This window comes from Streptomyces sp. NPDC050759 (assembly GCF_044456945.1).
In the GTDB taxonomy this organism is placed as follows: domain Bacteria; phylum Actinomycetota; class Actinomycetes; order Streptomycetales; family Streptomycetaceae; genus Streptomyces.
The window spans coordinates 85,646-102,191 of sequence record NZ_JBITGI010000017.1; the positions used below are offsets into that span (position 1 = coordinate 85,646).

Genomic DNA, 16,546 nt, shown 5'->3' on the forward strand with positions numbered 1-16,546 from the left:
ATGCGCGTACGTGCGATCGCGGGCGTCGGCGCCCTGCTGCTCCTCACCGGCTGCGGCGCCGCCGACATGACCAAGCAGGCCTCGCCCTTCGCCAACGCCCAGGGCGCCAAGAGCCTGACCCTGTCCGTCCAGTCCTGGGTCGGCGCCCAGGCCAACGTGGCCGTCGCCCAGTACCTGTTGGAGCACAAGCTCGGCTACCGCGTCGACACCGTCCAGGTCGACGAGGTCCCCGCCTGGGACGCGCTCAGCCAGGGCCGGGTCGACGCCATCCTGGAGGACTGGGGCCACCCCGAGCAGGAACAGCGGTACGTCAAGGACAAGAAGACGATCACGCCCGGCGGCGGACTCGGCGTGACCGGGCACATCGGCTGGTACGTCCCGACGTACTTCGCCAAGCAGCACCCGGACGTCACCAACTGGAAAAACCTCAACAAGTACGCCTCCCAACTGCGCACTGCGGAGAGCGGCGGCAAGGGCCAGCTGATGGACGGCTCCCCGTCCTACGTCACCAACGACAAGGCCCTGGTGAAGAACCTGGACCTGGACTACCAGGTGGTGTTCGCCGGTTCGGAGGCCGCGCAGATCACCCAGATGAAGCAGTTCGCCAAGGAGAAGAAGCCCTTCCTGACCTACTGGTACGCCCCGCAGTGGCTGTTCGAGAAGGTCCCCATGACCGAGGTGAAGCTGCCCGCCTACAAGGAGGGCTGCGACGCGGACCCGGCGAAGATCACCTGCGCCTATCCGCACACCCCGCTCCAGAAGTACCTCAACACGGACTTCGCCAGGTCCGGCGGCAAGGCGGCGGCCTTCCTGAAGAAGTTCAAGTGGACGACCGAGGACCAGAACCAGGTCTCCCTGATGATCGCCGACCAGAAGCTGACGCCGGAGGAGGCGGCGAAGAAGTGGGTGGACAGCCACACGGCGACGTGGAAGGCGTGGCTGTCCTGAACACGCCTATTTTCGAAGGCTGTCGGCGATCTCCCGCAGCTGCCGGGCCGCCCTCCGCTGGAGACCCGGCCCGAACGTGACGCGAGTGGCCCCGAGTTCACCGAGTTCGGTGGGCGAGGGGCCCTCGCCGTCCAGCCGGCCGAACACATTGAGCGGCCCCTGGATCCCGGACCGCAGCAACGGCAGTACGTCCACCGGGGCGCCGATCGGATAGACGCAGTCGGCGCCCGCGCCGACGTACAACGCGGCTCGCTCGATGGCCCGCTCGGGATCGCCGTCGCCGTACGCGAACGTGTCCACGCGGGCGTTGACGAACAGCTGGTCACCGGCCGCGTACCGCACCTCGGCGAGCCACTCGGCGTGCTCGCCCGGGTCCTTGAGAACACCCTGGCGGGAGTCCTCGAGGTTGCAGCCCACGGCCCCCGCCTCCAGCAGCCGCTCCACCAGCTCCTTCGGCGCCAGCCCGTACCCGCCCTCGACGTCCGCCGACACGGGGATGTCCACGGCGGCGGAGATGCGCGCCACCGCGGCGAACATCTCGTCGGCCGGGGTGGCCCCGTCCTCGTGCCCGAGCGCGGCCGCGATCCCCGCGCTGGGCGTGGCGAGCGCCGGGAACCCGGCCTCCTCGCACACCCGGGCGCTGAGGGCGTCCCAGGGGCCGGGCAGGACGAGGGGGTCGCCCGGAAGACGGTTCCGGTGCAGGGCACGAAAGTGGTCCACCTTGCTCACGGCCGGTAACCTCCCGCCGGGATCCGGCGGCTGACCATCACCCGGTTCCAGTTGTTGATGGCGACGATCAGACCGATGAGATGGGCGAGCTGCCCGTCGTCGAAGTGCCGGGCGGCGGCGGCGTACACGTCGTCCGGCACGAACCCTCCCCCAGAGCCGAAAGCCTGGGAGGTGCCCCCAGTCAGGACGGTCACCGCCTCCGTCAGCGCGAGCGCGGCCCGCTCCCGCTCGTCGAAGACACCCTCCGCCTCCTCCCAGGCGGCCAGCAGGTCCAGCTGCTTCTCGCTCACCCCGTGCTCGCGCGCGATGGCCAGATGCATGTCCAGGCAGAACGCGCAGTGGTTGAGCTGCGAGGCCCGGATGACGACGAGTTCGGCGAGGGCCGGGTCGCCGAGCCCTCGTTTCGCGGTGGCGCTGAGCGCGGACAGGGCCCGGCCGACCTCCGGGTCGAGGACCTCCGTACGGCTCACTGGTGCTGCCCCGCCTCATAGTGGCCCGGCACCATACGGCACGTCACACCGAACCGGTTCCACGCGTTGATCACCGTGATCGCGGCGATCAGCTGGGCCAGCTCCGCCTCCTCGAAGTGCTTGGCCGCGTGGTCGTACACCTCGTCCGGCACGAAACCGTCGGTGAGAACCGTGACCGCGTCGGTCAGTTCGAGGGCCGCGACCTCCTTCTCCGTGTAGAAGTGCTTGGACTCCTCCCACGCGCCGAGCTGGATGATCCGCTCGACGCTCTCGCCGGCCGCGAGGGCGTCCTTGGAGTGCATGTCGAGGCAGAACGCGCAGTGGTTGAGCTGCGAGGCGCGGATCTTCACCAGCTCAAGCAGCCGGGGGTCGAGACCGCGCCGGGCGGCCGTGTCGAGGCGGAGCATCGCCTTGTAGACCTCGGGGGCGTGCTGGGCCCAGGACAGACGGGGGGTGTGCTCCGGGGCGTACCGGACGGTTTCCTCAGTGGTCATGCCTCGACCCTAGGAGCCAGGAAGCCCAGGAGTATGGTCCACTTCCATGGCGAAACCGTGGGCCACTTTCGGCGTCGACCTGCACCTGGAACCCACCGGAGGAGGCATCCGGCGGGGCCTCACCGACGCCCTGCGCGAGGCCGTCCGCACCGGCCGCCTCGCCCCCGGCACCCGGCTGCCCTCCTCCCGCGCCCTCGCCGCCGACCTGGGCGTCGCCCGCAACACCGTCGCCGACGCCTACGCCGACCTGGTCGCCGAGGGCTGGCTCACCGCCCGCCAGGGCTCGGGCACCCGCGTCCCTGACCGTACGGTCGTCCCGCCGGCCGGCGCCCCACCCCGGCCCCGCGAACCCGGGCGCCCCACCCACAACCTCGTCCCCGGCACCCCCGACCTCGCCTCCTTCCCGCGCGCGCAGTGGCTCAAGGCCGCCCGTCGCGCCCTCGCCACCGCCCCCTACCAGGCCCTCGACTACGGCGACCCGCGCGGCCGAGTCGAACTGCGCACCGCCCTCGCCGGCTACCTCTCCCGCGCCCGCGGGGTACAAGCCGACCCCGAACACATCCTGGTCTGCGCCGGGTTCTCGCACGGCCTGCGTCTGCTCGGCGCGGTGCTGCGGGCCCGGGGCGCCCGCACGGTCGCCGTGGAGTCGTACGGCCTCGGCGTGCACTGGGACCTGCTCGCGTCCGCCGGTCTGCGGACCGTTCCCCTGCCGTTCGACGAACGCGGCACCGACCCGGGCATGTTGACCGACCAGGACGCGGTGCTGCTCACCCCCGCCCACCAGTTCCCGATGGGCGGCACCCTGCACCGCGACCGGCGGGCGGCCGTCGTCGAGTGGGCGCGCCGCACCGGCGGCCTGGTCGTCGAGGACGACTACGACGGCGAGTTCCGCTACGACCGCCAGCCCGTCGGCGCCCTCCAGGGCCTGGACCCCGACCATGTCGTCCACGCGGGCACGGCCAGCAAGTCCCTCGCCCCCGGGCTCCGGCTGGGCTGGCTGGTGCTGCCGCCCGGCCTCATGGAGGAGGTGCTGAGCGCCAAGGGCGGCATCGACACCGGCAGCTCCCTCGACCAGCTGACCCTCGCCGAGTTCCTCGTCTCCGGTGCCTACGACCGTCATGTGCGCGCCGCCCGACTGCGGTACCGGCGCCGCCGCGACGCCCTGGTCGCCGAGCTCGCGCGGCGGGCCCCGAGGGTCCACGCCACGGGGATCGCCGCCGGTCTGCACGTCGTGCTGAGGCTCCCACCGGGCACCGAGCAGCCGGCGCTGCGGGCGGCGGCCTGGCACGGCCTCGCGGTCCACGGGCTGCACCGCTACCAGCACCCCGAGGCCACCGTCGAGCGGCGCGACGCACTCGTCGTGGGCTACGGGACTCCGCCGGACCACGCCTGGTCGGGAGCGCTGGAGGCGCTGTGCGCGGTGCTGCCCGAATAATGCCGCCCATTTCAGCTGTTCCCCATTACCGAATACGGGCGCGTGGATAGAGTCGCCCCATGAACAACAGCGCATCCATATCCCGTGTGGCCCTGAAGAAAATCACCCCCGACGTGTCGGCGGCGATGGGCTCCCTGCATGCCGTCGCCGTTTCCGCGGCGCGGGACGCCAAGGTCGAACCGGAACTCCTGGAACTGATCCGGATCCGCGCCTCGCAGATCAACGGCTGTGCGTTCTGCCTCGACATGCACACCAAGGACGCCCGTGCTGCGGGCGAGACCGAACAGCGCGTCTACGCCCTGAACGCCTGGCGGGAGACCCCCTTCTTCACCGGACGCGAGCGCGCCGCACTGGCGTTGACCGAGGCCGTGACCCTGGTGCACGACGGTCAGGTGCCGGACGCGGTCTATGCCGAGGCCGCGGAGGTCTTCGACGAGACGCAGATCGCGGCACTGATCTGGGCGGCGACCGTCATCAACGCGTACAACAGGATCGCCATTGCCACGCGCATGATGCCGGGTGGTTATCAGCCGACGCCGAAGAACTGAATTCTGGCAGCTTTGATTGCGCCGGACCGTATATGGGTCCGGCGCATTGTGCCGTAGCAGAAGCCGGATGCGCGGCAGCGGAATTCAGATGCGCGGCAGCGGCTCCATGATGTCGTCCAGCCACGCCCGCCATTCCGGGGCGCGCTGCGCCGGAGCCGCTTCGAGTGCCCCTCCGATCCACCCCGTCACCGGCCGGATTCCGTGCAGCGCGTTCACCAGCCACACCTCACGGCCGTCCAGCTCGGCCACCGTCCGCTCACGGTGCGCCACGGGGATGCCCTCGCGCCGGGCTCGCTCCTGGACGAGGGCGACGGTCACCCCGGGCAGGACCGGCAGCCGGGGCGGAGGCAGACACAGGGTGTCGTCCTCCCACCACAGCACGCTGGCGGTGGCCGCCTCCAGCACGGAGCCGGAGGGCGCGACCAGCACCGCCTCCTCCGCGCCCGCACCGGACGCCCGCTCTCGCACCCGGGCGAGGGCGCCGAGGTCCGGTCCCTTGCGGCGGGGCACGGTCCGTGGGTCGGCCTGGCCGGTCGCCCAGACCCGCACGCCGGTCCCGAGCGGGGGAGCGTGCCGCAGCAGCAGCCGCAACTCCTGGGAGCCGGCGGCGAGTTCGACGCGCGGGAACCACTCGCCCGTACGGGGCAGCGCGTCGGTCATGTCCCGCCAGAACTCCAGCAGCCGGCGCAGCGGCGGCCCGCCCGCCTCGCCGCAGGTCCGCAGGAACCGCTCCCGGTGGCGTTCGAGCCCGCGCACCCTGCCGTCCCGCACCAGCCAGGAGTCCGCGACGAGCAGGGGTGTCGTCGGCTCCGCGGCAGGGGTCAGCCCACGGGCCGGTGACCACGCCGACAGCCCCTCCACGATGACGGGTTGTGTCACAGCCGCTCCTTCCTCAGTACGTGCGGCCGGCGTTCACCGGCGCTCCGTGCCGTGGCCCGTACGGCGCGTGCTCCAGCCACGAGCCGCACCACGGCAGCACCGGGGCGAGCGCCGCCGCCGCCCGCTGACGGGCCCGGACGAGCCGGCGCCGGGGGCGCAGATGGTCCAGCGCGGCCCCGGCGGCGGCACTGTTGAACAGCGCCGCGGACCGCCGTACGTCGGCGAAGGCCTCGATCGTCCCGCCCGCGATGGCCTCCGCCGCGGCCGCGGCGTCCGCGATGCCGCTGTTCATGCCCCGCGCCCCGAACGGCGGGAAGAGATGCGCCGCCTCCCCGACGAGCAGCACCCGCCGGTGCGGATCCGTGAACGAGGCGGCCACCTTGCGCAGAAAACGGTACGTCGACACCCACAGGATCCGCTCGCCGTACCCCTCGCCCACCACCGCCGGAAGCCATCGCCGTACAGCCTCCTCGGTCCCGAACTCCTCCTCGAGGTCGTCGTCCCGGCACTGCAGGTCGACCTGGAAGCCCCCGGTGAACGGCACCCGCATCACACTGCGCCCGCCGGCTCCCGGATGCTCGTAGTGGAAGATCCGCTCGGGCGGCTCGGCACCTGGGGTGTGGGCCACGTCGACGACCACATGGAAGCCCTCGCCCTTCTCGCCCTCCATGGCGATGCCCAGTGCACCCCGCACGGCGGACCGGGCACCGTCGGCGGCGACGGCGTACGCGCAGTTCCACTCCCGGCCGTCGGAGCAGGTCAGCCGGACCCCGGTCGCCGTCGTGCGGACGTCCAGCACCCGTGCGTCCCACACGAACTCCACACCCGCCCGCTCACACGCGCCCCGCAGGAAACGCTCGGTGTCCACCTGGCGCAGGCTGGTGAAGGGCGGCGGGCCCTCCTTCGGCGGATAGGTGCGGGAGTACACCTCGCGCCCCCGGTAGAGGGTCCGCCGGGTCCGCCAGGTCTGCCCGTACGCGGTGATCTCGTCGGCCAGTCCCGGCCGCATCCCGTCGAGCAGCGCGAGCGTCTCGCGATGCACGAACAGGGCCCGGCTGCCCGGCCGTTCACGATCCTTCCCCTCCGCCTCCAGCAGCGCCACCTCCCGCCCGCGCGCCCGCAGCGCGAGCGCCGCCGACAGACCCACGGGGCCGGCTCCGACCACCACGACCGGTGTCACGCGCGCGCACCCTCCGCGAGCATCCGCGTGATCTCGACCCGCTTCACCTTCCAGGTCGCGGTCATCGGCAGCTCCTCGAACCGCCACTGCCGCGGCTCGGCCATCGCCGGCAGGTCGGCCGTCGCCTCCCGCCAGCGCTCGGGGTCCAGCGGCTGCTCCCCGCGCACGCACACCACCGGCACCGGCTCCCGGTCCGCACCCGGCACGATGACGACCTCCCGGAGCTCCTCCAGGCGCTCCATCAGGGTGTCCTCGACCTCCAGATTGCTGTGCACGGAGTCGATGCGGTCGATCTCCCGGTCGATCAGATGCAGGGTGCCGAGGCGACTGCGGTAGCCCATGTCGCCCATCTCCCACCAGCCGTCGTGGAGTTGACGGTCGTAGCGGTCCTGCATGCCGAGGTAGGTGAGGATGCGGCCCCTGGTACGGGCCTCGATACGCCCGCTCGTCCCGGCGGCGACCCGCTCACCGCCCGGCCCCGTCACGCGCACGCGGGTGAAGCCGGGTATGCCGATCCCGACCCGCCGCCCGTCCGCGCGTGCGGCACTGCGCCGGGTGAAGCACTGGAAGGCGACCGGACCCGTCTCGCTCTGCCCGTACAGCTGGATCAGCCAGGGCGAACGGCGCTTCGAGGCGCCCAGCAGCCGCCGTACCGTGCGCGGATGGATCGCGTCGAACGTCGAGCCGTAGGACCGCACCCGCGACAGCGGGGCACCGGGCGCGTCGGCCAACTCCTCCCACAGCACGAACGTGTTGGGGTGGGTCTCCACGATGCCGGGCCGGTGCCTGGTCAGGAGCGGTCCCACGGCGGCCGGGTCCGGGTCGGTGATCAGCACCAGCGGGCTGCCGAAGTGCAGCAGGACGCCGAGCAGATGGTAGAAGCGCGAGTGCACGAACGACATGTGCAGCGCCGCGGTCTCCCCGCGCGTCGGCCAGCCCATCGCCTTCTGCGGTACGAGCCGGTTCCACATGGTGTTCGCGCAGTGCACAGCGAGTTTGGGCAGACCGGTGGTGCCGGAACTGTGGGTGATCAGCGCCGGCTCACGGGGATGGAGGCGTACCGGCGGCGGGGGCTCGGAGCCGGCGTACTTCTCCAGGCGCTCGGCGCCCGGCGCGTCGTCCACGGCGAGGACCTGCCGCACCCGCAGGCCGACCCCGTTCAGCGGCCCCTCCAGCTTGGCCCGGTCGGTGACCAGCCACGGCTGCCTGAGCCGCTCGATCAACTCCCCGACCACCTCACCGGCCAGCCCCGGGGAGAGCAGCACGGGCACCGCGCCGATACGGGAAACCGCGCAGGTCAGCAGCACGATGTCGACGTTGTCCCTCTTGTGTACGACCACCTGCTCCGAGGGCCTCACCCCCGCCTCCCACAGGCGTCCGGACAGATCCTCGACGACCTCTGCCAACGCCGGGTAGGTCAGATCGACACCGAGTGCGGGATGGGTGTCCAGTGGCCGGTCCAGGGTCACGAAGACGGCGCCGTGCCGGTCGGCCGCCCGCCGGAACACCGGACCCAGGTAGAAACCCCGGTCGGCGAAGGGGGGTTGCTGCTCTCTCATGGGGCCGTTCCTCTCAGCGGTGCGGCTACGGTGCTCGTGCGGTGCCTGTGGGGTGTCTTTGCCGTGGTCGGTCACCAGGCGCCCCGGCGGACCAGGTGGCGGCGGAGCTTGCCGGTCGGGGTGCGGGGGAGCGACGGGACGAGGCTCACGCTCCTGGGCACCTTGAAGGCGGCCAGCCGTTCGCGGGCCAGGGCGAGGAGGTCCTCCTGGAGGCTTCGGTCGGGGACCGGGGTGACGGGGACGACGAACGCCCGCAGCCGACCGACCCCCCTCCCGTCGGTGACGGCCACGACCGCAACCTCCTTCACCGCCGGGTGGGTGCGCAGTACGGCCTCCACCTCCAGCGGGGAGACGGTGATGCCGCCGACCATCTCCATGTCGTCGGCGCGGCCCAGGTGCCGGTAGGTGCCGTCCGCCTCGCGGACCGCCCGGTCACGGGTGGCCAGCCAGCCACCGACCAGGGTGCGTTCGGTCTCCTCGGGCCGGTTGAGGTAGCCGGGCGTCACCGTCGGTCCGCGCACCCACAGCTCGCCCTCCGTGCCGTCCGGGACCGGATGGCCGGTGCGGTCGCGCAGCTCCACCTCGAAGCCGGGCACTGGGCGGCCGACGGTGCCCGGGCGGTTGTGGCCGAAGCTGTTGGCGCAGAAGGCGTGACCGGCCTCGGTGGAGCCGATCTGCTCCAGTACCGGCGCACCGAGCAGCTCGGTGACCTGTCCGCCGAGCCCCTCCGGAAGGCCCTCGCCGGCCGACACCGCGGCCCGCACCGACGCGAAGCAGCCCTCGTGCCCGCTGCCCCGGTCGGCCACCAGCGCGGCGTACGCGGACGGCACGGAGTAGAGCAGGGTCACCCGGTGCCGGGCGACGAGCTCGTCCACGGCCGCAGGGGTCGGACGCCGGTCCACCAGCACGGCGGAGGAGCCGGAGAAGAGCGGGAAGACGAAGGCGTTGCCGAAGCCGTAGGCGAAGTACAGCTTCGACACCGACAGGGTGACGTCGTCCTGGCCGATCCGCAGCAGCCGCCGGCCGATGAGGTCGTGGTACGCCTTTGGGTCGCCGTGCGTGTGCACGACCCCCTTGGGACGGCCCGTGGTGCCCGACGTGTACTGGACGTACAGCGCCGTGTGCGCGTCGACCGGATGGGCGGGGGCCGGCTCCGCGGAAACGGTGAGCGCGAGCAACTGGTCGGCGCCGAGCCGGATCCGCCCGGCGAACCGGTCCTCCAGACCCGGCCCCGTCACACACAGCGCGGCGTCGGCGTCGGCGGCCATGAAGGCGTGGTCGGCCGCGGGGAGTTCGGGGTTGACCAGGACGGCGACGGCCCCGAGGCGCGCGACGGCGAGAAAGGCCGTCACCCAGGCGATCCCGTCCGGCAACGCCAGCACCACCCGGTCACCCGGCCTGGTGCCGTGACCGGCGAGCACGGTGGCCGCCCGGGCCGCGAGCGCGTGCACCTGGCCGTGGGTCCAGGCCCGGTGGCCCTGACGGAAGGCGGGCCGGTCCACCCAGCCGCGCCGCTCGGCGAGATCGGCGAGCTGGGCGGCGAGATTGCCGGGGGCGTCGAAGCCGGCCGAGGACAGCACGGGCTGCCCAGTCGTCATCGGACCGGCTCCTCGCTGGCCGTGTGCCCTCCGCGGGCGTCGGCGCGGAGGGTGGTGTGCCGCCGCTGCTCCGCCGTCCGCTCCGCGGTGTGCAGGTGCAGGGCCCTCATCTGCGCCGCCGTCTTCAGCAGCATCTCGTCGTACTCGGCGACCGGATCGGAGTCGAGGACGATCGCGCCGCCGGCGCCCAGCTGCATCAGCCCGTCGGCGAACACGGCCGTACGGATGACGATGTTGAGGTCCGCGCCCCCGCCGCACCCCAGATAGCCGAGCGCGCCGGAGTAGACCCCGCGGGCCTCGGTCTCCAGGGAGTCGATGATCTCCATCGTGCGCAGCTTCGGCGCCCCGGTCATCGAGCCACCGGGAAAACACGCCCGCACGCACTCCACCGCGTCGGTCCCCTCCCGCAACCGCCCCTCCACGGTGGACACGAGCTGATGCAACGTCGCGTACGTCTCCGTGGCCATCAGCCGGGTCACCCGCACCGACCCGGTCCGGCACACCCGCCCCAGGTCGTTGCGGAGCAGATCGACGATCATCAGGTTCTCGGCGCGCGTCTTGGCGTCCGCCGCCAGTGCGTCCCGCAGCCGGGTGTCCTCCTCCGGCCCCGCGCCGCGCGGCGCGGTGCCCTTGATGGGCCGGGCCTCGACGATCCCGTCCCGGGTGATCCGCAGGAATCGCTCGGGGGAGGAACCGGCCACGTCGACGTCCCCGAACCTCAGGAACGCCGCGTAGGGGGCCGGGTTGACCCGGCGCAGCACCCGGTAGAACGCGTACGCGTCCGGCGGGGCGGGTAACCGGGCCGCGTTCGTCAGACAGACCTCGTAGCTGGTGCCCGCCCGCAGTTCGCGCCCGCAGGACTCGATGTCGGCGAGATAGGTCGCCCGGTCCCGCACCAGCCAGGGCTCGGCGGCGCCGAGGTCGGGGCCGGGGTTGAGGCTGGGGTCGACGGGTCCGGTGGGTGCCGGCAGCGTGGGTGCCGCCGTCGGGTCCGGCTCGGTGGCGACGAAGGTCAGCTGGGCCAGCGTGCTCTCCAGCCAGTCCTCGGCCTCCCGCGCGGCCTGCGGGGTGTCCTCTGCCAGGCAGACCGCGTAGGTGGACCTCTTCAGATGGTCCACGGCGATCAACCGGTCGGCGAACAGCCAGCAGGCGTCCGGGACGTCGGAGGTGTGCCGGTTCGGTGAGCCGCAGTCGGCCTTCATCTCGTAACCGAAGTAGCCGACATAACCGCCGGTGAAATCGAAGGGCAGCCCGGCCCCGTCCACCCGGCGACTCGTCAACTGCCGTCCCAGATAGTCGAAGACGCTCGCCGCGACCTTCCTCGTCGGCCGCCCGGCCCGCTCGATCTCGCACCTTCCGCTCTCGACGTCGTACCGGACGAACTCCGCGAGCGGACCACTGTCGTCACCGAAGAACGAGAACCGCGACCGCCCGTCCTCGACCAGCGCGCTGTCCAGCCAGAACGCCCGCCTCGACGCCGCGTACATCCGGGTGAAGGCGGCCTCGGTGTCGACCGCGCCGGCGATGCGCCGTGTGTGCAGACGGTAGGCGGGCGCGGCCCGCCGGGGGCGCGGGACGATCCGCGAAGGCCGGGGGATCACCGCTTCGGGCGGGGGCACCGCGGTGTTCTTCGTACGCAGCCTGCGGGCCCTTTCCGCCGTGAGATTGCGGAAGTTGACGAGTATGCGGTGGCCGTAGTCGGTGAGCACGGACTCCGGATGGAACTGCACGCCCCACAGCGGCCGGCTGCGGTGCCTGAGCCCCATCAGCACGCCGTCCTCGGCCCAGGCGGTGGCCTCCAGCGCCTGAGGGAGCGGCTCGGACACGGCCAGCGAGTGGTAGCGGACCGCGGTGAAGTCCTGCGGCAGCCCCCGGAACAGGTCCCGTCCGTCGTGCCGGACCGTCGACAGATGCCCGTGCCGCGGCTCCGGGGCGGGTCCCACCCGGCCCCCCTCCCCGAGTGCGATGCCCTGGTGCCCCAGACAGACGCCCAGCACGGGGATCGGAGACTCGGCGAGCACGGCGGCGCTCAGTCCGAAGTCGCGCGGCTCGGCCGGGTGGCCAGGTCCGGGCGAGACCACGACATTGTCGAACCCTGCGAGATATGCCCCGAGATCGGGAAGGGCGCCGACCGCGTCATTGAGGACGACGACCGGTTCCTCGCCGTTGACCTCGGCGACCAGCTGGAACAGGTTGTACGTGTACGAGTCGTAATTGTCGATGAGCAGGGTCTTCACCCGCCCACCTCCCTCGGTTCGTTCCGGACCTATGCGGTCCGTCTTTTGTGCCGTCCGCGAAGGGCCTGGAGCGGCGGATGCAGCCATTTCCTGAGGAAACGCTGAAGCCGGGGCATGAGAATCCAGGTGACGAGAGCCGTCACACACAGGCACAAAAGCAGCGTGCGGACGAGCGGATTGAGTCCGCCGAGATAAGGAAGAACGATCAGATTGAACAGGAGCACCGGCGGAAAAACCGCGCTCATGTTCACGAACCACAGTTTCCATTTCGCCGGCGGGGCGGGCGGCTTCGGTGTGGTGGTCTGCGAGTCGAACCACATCTTGGAGCCCCGCACGCTCCTGCGCTCCGTCTCCCGGGCGAAACCCGCCGCCCGGTCGTCCCACTGGGTCCGGGCGGACGAATCCTCCCAGGCCCGGGCCGTTCCCTCGCTGGCGAAGCGATAGACCACATGCCACTCCGCCTCTTGGTCGACAAGGACGCCACCTCCAAGGAAGCCCGGCTGCTGCGCACTCGCGGCCAGCATGGCCCACCCCCAGGAATGGAAGTCGGCCTCACGGCCCGGCACCACGTGATAGGCCACGGTGATGGTGACGGGATTACTGCTCACGCCGTCGTATACGCAAGGCCTTCACAGCACGTTCAAATATTCAACGAAGCTTTTTTCAGCTGTCCGGATCGTGACTCTTTATCGGCGTTTTGGGCGGCATGGCTCATTCTGTCGAACTGTTCCGGAAGTAACTCAAGCACCCCTTACGGAATTCGGGCAGGAGAAGGCGGGGCGGAATGTTCCGGGGCCTCCCCGAACCTGGCCAGCGCCAACGCCCCCGCGACGGCCACGGCGAAACCCAGCACCGCCACCCACGCCAGCCCCTCCCGGGTACGGTCCCCGAGCCACACCACCCCCACCAGCGCCGGACCGATCGTCTCCCCGATCACCATGCCGGCGGTCGCCGTGGTCACCGACCCCCGCTGCAGCGCCGAGGTCAGCGACAGAAAGGCCGCGCCACCGCCGATGAGGAGCGCGTACGTCGCCGGGTTGGCCAGCAGCGCCGACGGCGCGAGCGAGTCGATCAGGCGTACCGCCACCTCGACCACCCCGAACCCGAACCCGGCCCCCAGCCCGAGCGCCAACGCCCGTCCCCGCTCCGGCAGTCGCCCACCGAGCAGCGCGAGCCCCAGCACGGCCAGGGCCGTCCCCAGCATCGCGAACTTCAAGGCCGGCGGTCCGCCCCGGTCGCCCTCCGTCCCGGACGCGATCCCCAGCAGCGCCATCCCCGCGCACACCACCCCGACGGCACCCCACTCGCCCGCGCTCAGCCGGACCCGCAGCAGCCGAGCCGACACCACCGCGGTCACCGCGAGACTCGACGCGAGCGCCGCGCCCACCGCGTAGATCGGGACCGACCGCAACGCGGCGATCTGCAGCAGGAACCCCACCCCGTCCAGCGCCAGCCCCGCCAGATACCGCCACTGCCGGACCGCCCCCAGGAACAGCGTCACCGCGAACGCCGTCCCCTCGCCGTCGCGACCGCCCGGGTCCGCCGCCCGCGCCGCCATCGCCTGCAGCACGGTGGCCGTCCCGAAACACACGGAGGCACCTAGAGCACACACCATTCCAAAGAGCACGAAGTGACCTTAGGGGAGGGAGGGAAGGGTGGGCTGGTTTCGGACCGGCTCTCACTGATCTCCAACTGTCCGCCGGACACGAGCCGTATCCCGAAGCACTGTCCGCGAGCGGCCCGCGAAAACGCGTTGTCGCACCCCGTCCGATCGCGTTACGGTCGGCGCACTCTGACGCACACGCTCTCTGGAACCATCGCCGCAGAACGGGAGCAGGTCCGCGCACAGCGCGCGGCACCACGGAGGGGCGGCACCGGATCCGGCCGACCGGCGGATCTCGTACGCCCTCCGGAGGACTCTCCCATGAACATCGGCCTCGGCCTCCCCATCGACGACCCCGCCCAGCTGCTCACCTGGGCCCGGCGCGCCGACGCGAGCCCCTTCAGCACCCTCGGCCTGCTCGACCGCCTCGTCTACGACAACCCCGAGCCCCTCGTCACCCTTGCGACCCTCGCCGGTGCCACGTCCCGCATCCGCGTCCAGACCGAGGTACTGCTCGCACCTCTCCACAACACCGCCCTGCTCGCGAAGCAGACCGCGACCCTCGACCGCCTCTCCGGCGGCCGCTTCACGCTCGGCATCGGCGTCGGAGGCCGCGAGGACGACTGCCTGGCCGCCGGCACCGACCTCCACCGCCGAGGCCGCCGCCTCGACGAACAGATGACCCTGCTGCGCCGCACCTGGTCCGGCGAGCCGTACGGCGAAGGCATCGGCCCCGTCGGCCCCGCCCCCGCCACCCCCGGTGGCCCGGAGGTACTGTTCGGCGGCTTCGCCCCCGCTGCCCTCGAACGCGTCGGTCGCTTCGGCGACGGTTTCCTCGGCGCCGCCCTGCCGCCCTCCTTCATGTCCAACCTGTTCCGCGCCGCCGAAACGGCCTGGCAGAAACACGACCGCCCCGGCCGCCCCCGCCTGGTCGCCCAGGCGAACGTCGCGCTCGGCCCCGACGACACCCTGGACCGGGCCCGCCGCAACCTCCGCGACTACTACGCCTTCAGCGGCCACGTCGAATACATGGAGGCCGGCCTGCTCACCACACCGCGGCAGATCCGCGAGGCCGCCGACGCCTATGTCGGCATCGGTGCCGACGAGGTGATGCTCTACTGCTGGGCCTCCGACGCCGACCAGATCGACCGCCTCGCCGACGCACTGTTCTGACGTCCTGCAGCACCCCGGCTTCGAGGCCCCGGGCCCCTTCCCCGGCCTCGAAGCCGTCGCTCGCATGGTGGACGCCGCGCCGGGGCCGTTCCGCGTGCCCGGTAGGCTGGCCGACAGGCCGTGACTGGCGCGCTGGGATGGGACGGACCATCGGGGAGCGGCCTGTGAGTGACCAAGTGCCGTGCGCCTGGGCCGAACCGTGATCCGTGACCGCTTCAAGCCACGCAGCCCGGAGGCCGCCATGTCAGAGCAGCAGTCCCTGTCCACCGAGTCCATGGCCTTCCGCGCCGCCCTCGACGTGATCCGCGCCGTCGAGCCGCGCGTCGCCGACGCCATCGGCCAGGAGGTCCACGACCAGCGCGAGATGCTCAAGCTGATCGCCTCCGAGAACTACGCCTCCCCGGCCACCCTCCTCGCGATGGGCAACTGGTTCAGCGACAAGTACGCCGAGGGCACCGTCGGCCGCCGCTTCTACGCCGGCTGTCGCAACGTCGACACGGTCGAGTCCCTGGCCGCCGAGCACGCCAAGGAGCTCTTCGGCGCCCGGCACGCCTACGTCCAGCCGCACTCCGGCATCGACGCCAACCTCGTCGCCTTCTGGTCCGTCCTCGCCCAGCGTGTCGAGGTCCCCGCCCTGGAGAAGGCCGGCGTCCGCCAGGTCAACGAGCTCTCCGACGCCGACTGGGCCGAGCTCCGCCAGGCCTTCGGCAACCAGCGCATGCTCGGCATGTCCCTGGACGCCGGCGGCCACCTCACCCACGGCTTCCGACCCAACATCTCCGGCAAGATGTTCGACCAGCGCTCCTACGGCACCGACCCCTCCACCGGTCTGGTCGACTACGACGCGCTGCGCGCCTCGGCCCGTGAGTTCAAGCCGCTCATCATCGTCGCCGGCTACTCGGCCTACCCCCGGCTGGTGAACTTCCGGATCATGCGGGAGATCGCCGACGAGGTCGGCGCCACGCTGATGGTCGACATGGCGCACTTCGCCGGACTCGTCGCCGGCAAGGTCCTCACCGGCGACTTCGACCCGGTCCCGCACGCCCAGATCGTCACCACGACCACCCACAAGTCGCTGCGCGGCCCGCGCGGTGGCATGGTGCTGTGCGACGACTCCCTCAAGGACCAGGTCGACCGCGGCTGCCCGATGGTCCTCGGCGGCCCGCTTCCGCACGTCATGGCCGCCAAGGCCGTCGCCCTCGCCGAGGCACGTCAGCCCTCCTTCCAGGACTACGCCCAGCGGATCGTCGACAACTCCCGCGCCCTGGCCGAGGGCCTGATGCGCCGCGGCGCCACCCTGGTCACCGGCGGCACCGACAACCACCTCAACCTGATCGACGTCGCCTCCTCCTACGGCCTCACCGGCCGCCAGGCCGAGGCCGCCCTGCTCGAGTCGGGCATCGTCACCAACCGCAATGCCATCCCGGCCGACCCCAACGGCGCCTGGTACACCTCCGGCATCCGCATCGGCACCCCCGCCCTGACCACCCGTGGCCTGGGCACCGCCGAGATGGACGAGGTCGCCGGTCTCATCGACCGCGTCCTCACCACCACGGAGCCCGGCACCACCAGCAAGGGCGCCCCCTCCAAGGCCCAGCACATCCTGGACCCGAAGGTCGCGGACGAGATCTCCCACCGGGCCACCGACCTCGTGGCCGCTTTCCCGCTGTACCCGGAGATCGACCTCGGCTGA

Annotated in this window: 15 protein-coding genes and 1 riboswitch; of the genes, 5 read left to right on the forward strand and 10 right to left on the reverse strand. The window is 71.8% G+C overall.

The window, feature by feature from the left end; translation table 11 throughout:
- Entirely contained in the window at nt 1–948 is a 948-nt protein-coding gene (locus ACIBJB_RS37410) for an ABC transporter substrate-binding protein (RefSeq protein ID WP_398937605.1), read from the forward strand.
- 6 nt (nt 949–954) lie between these two features.
- On the opposite strand, the gene ACIBJB_RS37415 is transcribed toward ACIBJB_RS37410, so the two are convergent.
- From ACIBJB_RS37415 to ACIBJB_RS37425, 3 genes are read right to left on the reverse strand one after another with little or no spacing between them, the layout of a single operon-like run.
- Entirely contained in the window at nt 955–1,677 is a 723-nt protein-coding gene (locus ACIBJB_RS37415; RefSeq protein ID WP_398937607.1) for an isocitrate lyase/phosphoenolpyruvate mutase family protein, read from the reverse strand.
- On the reverse strand, nt 1,674–2,147 hold the full coding sequence (locus tag ACIBJB_RS37420) for a carboxymuconolactone decarboxylase family protein (RefSeq protein WP_398937609.1): 474 nt from the start codon (nt 2,145–2,147) through the stop codon (nt 1,674–1,676). The genes ACIBJB_RS37415 and ACIBJB_RS37420 overlap by 4 nt, the downstream gene beginning before the upstream one ends.
- On the reverse strand, nt 2,144–2,641 hold the full coding sequence (locus ACIBJB_RS37425) for a carboxymuconolactone decarboxylase family protein (RefSeq protein WP_398937611.1): 498 nt from the start codon (nt 2,639–2,641) through the stop codon (nt 2,144–2,146). The genes ACIBJB_RS37420 and ACIBJB_RS37425 overlap by 4 nt, the downstream gene beginning before the upstream one ends.
- A gap of 46 nt (nt 2,642–2,687) precedes the next feature.
- On the opposite strand from ACIBJB_RS37425, the gene ACIBJB_RS37430 reads away from it, so the two are divergent.
- The gene (locus tag ACIBJB_RS37430; RefSeq protein ID WP_398937613.1) at nt 2,688–4,076 is read left to right on the forward strand and encodes a PLP-dependent aminotransferase family protein; all 1,389 of its coding nucleotides are present in this window, start codon (nt 2,688–2,690) and stop codon (nt 4,074–4,076) included.
- A 59-nt stretch (nt 4,077–4,135) separates the two neighbouring features.
- Nucleotides 4,136–4,624: a carboxymuconolactone decarboxylase family protein gene (locus tag ACIBJB_RS37435; protein WP_398937614.1), complete on the forward strand. Its 489-nt coding sequence runs from the start codon at nt 4,136–4,138 to the stop codon at nt 4,622–4,624.
- A gap of 84 nt (nt 4,625–4,708) precedes the next feature.
- Here the strand turns inward: ACIBJB_RS37435 and ACIBJB_RS37440 are convergent, their stop codons facing one another.
- The 7 genes from ACIBJB_RS37440 to ACIBJB_RS37470 all read right to left on the reverse strand — a co-directional run bounded on the left by ACIBJB_RS37440 (nt 4,709) and on the right by ACIBJB_RS37470 (nt 13,692).
- Nucleotides 4,709–5,503 carry an aminotransferase class IV gene (locus ACIBJB_RS37440; RefSeq protein ID WP_398937616.1) on the reverse strand — a complete coding sequence of 265 codons (795 nt, stop codon included), beginning with the start codon at nt 5,501–5,503 and terminating at the stop codon, nt 4,709–4,711.
- A gap of 13 nt (nt 5,504–5,516) precedes the next feature.
- A complete protein-coding gene (locus ACIBJB_RS37445) occupies nt 5,517–6,683 on the reverse strand; it encodes an FAD-dependent oxidoreductase (RefSeq protein WP_398937619.1) in 1,167 nt (388 codons plus the stop codon).
- Nucleotides 6,680–8,242, reverse strand: coding sequence for a class I adenylate-forming enzyme family protein (locus tag ACIBJB_RS37450; RefSeq protein WP_398937621.1), 1,563 nt, complete (start codon nt 8,240–8,242; stop codon nt 6,680–6,682). Before ACIBJB_RS37450 ends, ACIBJB_RS37445 begins: the two co-directional genes overlap by 4 nt.
- A 71-nt stretch (nt 8,243–8,313) precedes the next feature.
- Nucleotides 8,314–9,840 carry a benzoate-CoA ligase family protein gene (locus ACIBJB_RS37455; protein WP_398937623.1) on the reverse strand — a complete coding sequence of 509 codons (1,527 nt, stop codon included), beginning with the start codon at nt 9,838–9,840 and terminating at the stop codon, nt 8,314–8,316.
- The gene (pabB, locus tag ACIBJB_RS37460; protein WP_398937625.1) at nt 9,837–12,077 is read right to left on the reverse strand and encodes an aminodeoxychorismate synthase component I; all 2,241 of its coding nucleotides are present in this window, start codon (nt 12,075–12,077) and stop codon (nt 9,837–9,839) included. The genes ACIBJB_RS37455 and pabB overlap by 4 nt, the downstream gene beginning before the upstream one ends.
- Before the next feature lie 29 nt (nt 12,078–12,106).
- On the reverse strand, nt 12,107–12,685 hold the full coding sequence (locus ACIBJB_RS37465; RefSeq protein WP_398937627.1) for a hypothetical protein: 579 nt from the start codon (nt 12,683–12,685) through the stop codon (nt 12,107–12,109).
- A gap of 143 nt (nt 12,686–12,828) precedes the next feature.
- On the reverse strand, nt 12,829–13,692 hold the full coding sequence (locus ACIBJB_RS37470) for a hypothetical protein (RefSeq protein ID WP_398937826.1): 864 nt from the start codon (nt 13,690–13,692) through the stop codon (nt 12,829–12,831).
- Between the two features lie 309 nt (nt 13,693–14,001).
- Between ACIBJB_RS37470 and ACIBJB_RS37475 the strand changes: the two genes are divergently transcribed.
- A complete protein-coding gene (locus tag ACIBJB_RS37475) occupies nt 14,002–14,853 on the forward strand; it encodes an LLM class flavin-dependent oxidoreductase (RefSeq protein ID WP_398937629.1) in 852 nt (283 codons plus the stop codon).
- A gap of 110 nt (nt 14,854–14,963) precedes the next feature.
- A riboswitch (ZMP/ZTP riboswitch) is annotated at nt 14,964–15,053 on the forward strand.
- Nucleotides 15,054–15,094: 41 nt separating this feature from the next.
- Nucleotides 15,095–16,546 carry a glycine hydroxymethyltransferase gene (locus ACIBJB_RS37480; RefSeq protein ID WP_398937631.1) on the forward strand — a complete coding sequence of 484 codons (1,452 nt, stop codon included), beginning with the start codon at nt 15,095–15,097 and terminating at the stop codon, nt 16,544–16,546.